4 protein-coding genes are annotated in these 3,139 nt (G+C 65.8%); all 4 read left to right on the top strand.

Translation table 11 applies throughout. The features are described from left to right. Positions 1 to 353 (top strand): hypothetical protein (locus tag NTX40_03240; protein ID MCX5648100.1); only part of this gene is annotated, 353 nt, incomplete at its 5' end. After that, positions 350 to 1,036 carry an ABC transporter ATP-binding protein gene (locus tag NTX40_03235; protein MCX5648099.1) on the top strand — a complete coding sequence of 229 codons (687 nt, stop codon included), beginning with the start codon at positions 350 to 352 and terminating at the stop codon, positions 1,034 to 1,036. The genes NTX40_03240 and NTX40_03235, both read left to right, overlap by 4 nt. 148 nt (positions 1,037 to 1,184) lie before the next feature. Then, a complete protein-coding gene (locus NTX40_03230; GenBank protein MCX5648098.1) occupies positions 1,185 to 2,513 on the top strand; it encodes an ABC transporter permease in 1,329 nt (442 codons plus the stop codon). 334 nt (positions 2,514 to 2,847) lie between these two features. Continuing rightward, on the top strand, positions 2,848 to 3,139 hold a 292-nt coding region (locus NTX40_03225; protein ID MCX5648097.1), incomplete at its 3' end, for a hypothetical protein.

The raw sequence follows: 3,139 nt of genomic DNA, 5'->3' as shown, positions 1-3,139 counted from the left end.
TGTCGGCGCCGGCGAAGAAAGAGGAGGCGCCCGGGCTGGCGGTGACACCGGAGGCGTCGCAGCAGGGCGAGGCGGCCAAGGCGGGCAGCCGGACGGAGGCGCGGGCGGAGGAAAGGGCGCCGGCGAAAACCGGCGAAGGCGAGGGGCAAGACAATCCGAGATCTGAGACCCCGGATTCGAAAGAGAAGCGGCTGCCGGCGGGCATGACGCCGGAAAAGGTGGAGGCGATGCGCAAGCGGTTGGAATCGGCGACGCCGGAGGAACGCGAGAAGATGATGCGTGCGATGCGAGGCCGGATGGAGAAACAGGGGGGCGCGCCCGCGCCGGCCGAGGGGAGGCCGAGCGATCCATGAGCCTGGCGGAACTCGTCGACCTCGAGAAGAGTTACCGGATGGGCGCCGACCTGGTGGTGGAGGCGCTGCGGGGGGTGACCCTGCGGATCGAGGAGGGCGAGTATCTGGCGATCATGGGGGCGTCGGGGTCGGGTAAGTCGACGCTCCTGAATCTGCTGGGGTGCCTGGACCGGCCGACGAGCGGGCGGTATCTGCTGGGCGGCGAGGACGTGTCGCAACTGTCGGACGGGGAACTGAGCGAAGTGCGCGGCCAGCGGATCGGATTCGTGTTCCAATCGTTCAACCTGATCCCGCAACTTTCGGCCCTCGACAACATCGAAGTGCCGCTCTTCTACCAGGGCATGCATCGGCGGGACCGTCGGCGGCGGGCGACGGCGCTGGCGGAACAGGTGGGCTTGGGTCCCCGGGCGCGCCACAAGCCGATGGAACTCTCGGGCGGCGAGCAGCAGCGCGTTGCCATCGCGCGGGCGCTCGCCAACGATCCCCTCATTATCCTCGCGGACGAGCCGACCGGCAACCTCGACTCGAAAACCGGCCTGGACATCCTTACGATTTTCGACGACCTGACGGCACGCGGGCGAACGCTCATCGTGGTGACGCACGACGAGAACATCGCCCGGCGGACGCACCGCGTCGTCCGCCTGGCCGATGGGCGAGTGGTAACACCACCTACGGCAGAATGACGAAGGACGAAACCCGAATGACGAATCAAATCCGAAACTCGAATGACGAAACGGAAGCACGCGGTTGGGATTTGGTCATTCTTTCGTCATTCGGGTTTGCCGTTTGATTCGTCATTCGAATTTCGGAATTTCTCATTGTGGAGTTGACGTGCTCTCATTCAAGTCAACCGAGATTCTGCGGCTGGGGGTGGACAGCCTGCTGAGGCATCCGGGACGGAGCGTCCTGACGATGCTGGGGATTCTGTTCGGCGTGTGCGCGGTGATTGCGACGATGGCGGTTGTCGAGGGCATCAGCGCGAAGATGCAGGCCGAGGTCCTGCGGATGGGGGCGACGAACATCATCGTCGAGGCCGTCAAGCCGACCGAGGACCCGACGAACACGAGCCGCTCCAGAAGTTTCGTGCTTGTCTATGGGCTGACGTACGAAGACGCCGCCCGCATCCGCGCGAGCGTCGTGGACGCCGAGGTGGTGGTTCCGGCGCGGCGGATCCGGACGACGGCACGGCACTTGACGCGCGCGTCGCGCGTGGAAGTGCTGGGCGTCGTGCCGTGGTACCGCGAGACGTACGGCCTGAAGGTGGCGCGCGGACAATGGCTGTCGGAGTTGCACGAGCAGAAGGTCGCGAACGTGTGCGTGCTGGGGGCGCCGGTGGCGGAGGAACTTTTTCCGCGCGAGGACCCGATCGGCCAGGCGGTGTGGCTGGCGGACCAGACGTATCGTGTGGTGGGGGTGCTGGCGGCGCGCGGCGGAGGAGGCGCGAGCGCCGGCGAGAAGGAGTTCGACCGCGTCGTGTACATTCCCCTTCGGGCCGCGAGCAAACGCTTCGGCGAAGTGCTCAGGGACCGCTCCGCAGGGTCGGAGACCGCCGAGGTGTGCGAACTGCACGAAATCACCGTCAAGTTGGCCGAGGCGAATGAGGTGCGCCCGGCGGCGAATATCATCACGAGCCTCCTGGAAAGGTATCACGACCCGAAACAGAAGGATTGGGACGTGAAGGTGCCGCTCGAGAGGCTCGAAGCGCTCGAGCGGACGAAGTGGCTCTTCGTGGTGCTGGGGATGAGCGTGGCGGCGATCAGCCTGCTCGTGGGAGGCATCGGGATCATGAACATCATGCTGGCGAGCGTGACGGAGCGGACGCGAGAGATCGGCATCCGCCGCGCCATGGGCGCCAAACGTAAGGACATCGTCAGCCAGTTCCTCGTCGAGACGGTGATGCTGAGCAGCATCGGCGGGACGGTCGGCGTGCCGGTGGGCGTCGGGCTGGCCATGGCGGTGCCCTGGCTTCTGGGGAAGGCGGCGGCAAGCCTAGGCGTCGGCGGCGAGGCGGCGCTTGCGGGCCTCGCGGAGACGATCGTCACGCCGACCGCCGTCGCCGTGGCCCTCGGGACGAGCATCCTCGTGGGCGTGGCGAGCGGAATGTATCCGGCCTACCGGGCGGCCCAGATGGACCCCATCCAGGCGCTCCGGCACGAGTGAAAGGAAAAGGGGACGGGAGTATTTTGTGCGAAGTTTACCCGCCTGGGGCGGGCACCCGGAGGGCCGTTCCGGCCCCTCGACAACACTCGGGGCCGTCCTGAGTTTGTCGAAGGGCGGCAAAATACTCCCGTCCCCTTTTCCTAAACGGCGAATATCGAATGTCGAACCGCCCTGGCACGGCAGGCGTGCCGTGGCCTGACGGCAGAAGGATGAAATGAACGGCACGGCGCCCGACTCGGGGCCGCGCCGCCATCCGTGCGATCTGCATTTTCTGCGACGAACGGACCGCCAATACGTATTCCAAATTGCGTGACGCCCATAAGGGGAGTGACACATGGTCCCCTGCCGACGATGGTTGTTGCTTGTTCCTCTCCTGGCAGCAACTTTCCTGCAGGTCACAATCGGTTGCCGGGACAGCGAGGAACCCCGACTCGCACCTCATGTGCTGTATGACCGCAACGCACTGGCTGCCAGCGTGCTCTCCGGCGACCGACTTGTGGCCCTCACCAGCATGGGATATCCGCTCAGCGTGGAACAGGATACCTTCCGGCTGATGGCCGAAGACGTAACCTGGCGTGCGACGTGTTTAGGGTGCGGCCCCGGGGGCATGGTTCTCGCCGGGAGAG

Source organism: Planctomycetota bacterium (genome assembly GCA_026387035.1).
Lineage (GTDB): Bacteria > Planctomycetota > Phycisphaerae > FEN-1346 > FEN-1346 > JAPLMM01.
Note: the sequence above shows the minus strand (reverse complement) of the source record. Positions and strands in the feature narration are given on the sequence as shown.